This is a genomic window from Mycobacterium sp. ABE4_509 (assembly GCF_056160785.1).
The window spans coordinates 1-668 of sequence record NZ_JBSWXU010000328.1; the positions used below are offsets into that span (position 1 = coordinate 1).

The 668-nt window shown below is 72.3% G+C and carries 1 protein-coding gene; it reads left to right on the forward strand.

All coding sequences use genetic code 11. From position 1 onward, the window contains the following. On the forward strand, positions 1-668 hold a 668-nt coding region (locus tag ACXAID_RS28310; RefSeq protein WP_475025462.1), incomplete at both ends, for an LpqN/LpqT family lipoprotein.

A 668-nucleotide genomic window follows, 5' to 3' on the forward strand; every position in this document is an offset into this window, starting at 1 on the left:
CGCCGCGGCCGGGCCGGTCGCCGTACCGGCCGGGATCAGCACACCGGCGCTGCCCGCGCCGCCGCCGTCGACCATCGTTCCGGCCACCTCGGGCACCATGCGGGAGTTCTTCGCCGCCAACGGTGTGACCATGGAACCGCAGAGCAGCATCGGCTTCCGGGCGCTGAACATCGTGTTGCCGATGCCGCGCGGCTGGGAGCACGTCCCCGACCCCAACGTGCCCGACGCGTTCGCCGTGATCGCCGACCGGGTCGGCGGAAACGGGCTCTACACCTCCAATGCGCAGATCGTGGTGTACAAGCTGCTCGGCGAGTTCGACCCGAAGGAAGCCATCAGCCACGGCCTGGTCGAGCCCCAGCAGCTGCCGGCCTGGCGGACCACCGACGCCTCGCTGGCCGACTTCGGCGGGATGCCGTCGGCGCTGATCGAGGGCACCTACCTGGAGAACTCGATGACGCTGAACACATCCCGGCGCGACGTCATCGCCACCGTCGGCCCCGACCGCTACCTGGTCTCGCTGGCCGTGAACACCAGCGTCGACCAGGTGGTCGCAGCGGCCGAGGCCACCGACGCCATCGTCAACGGGTTCAAGGTCAGCGTGCCCGGACAGCCCCCGGCGGCGCCGCCCGCCCCGGCCCCGGCACCGGCCGCACCCGCCGCGGTGGCAC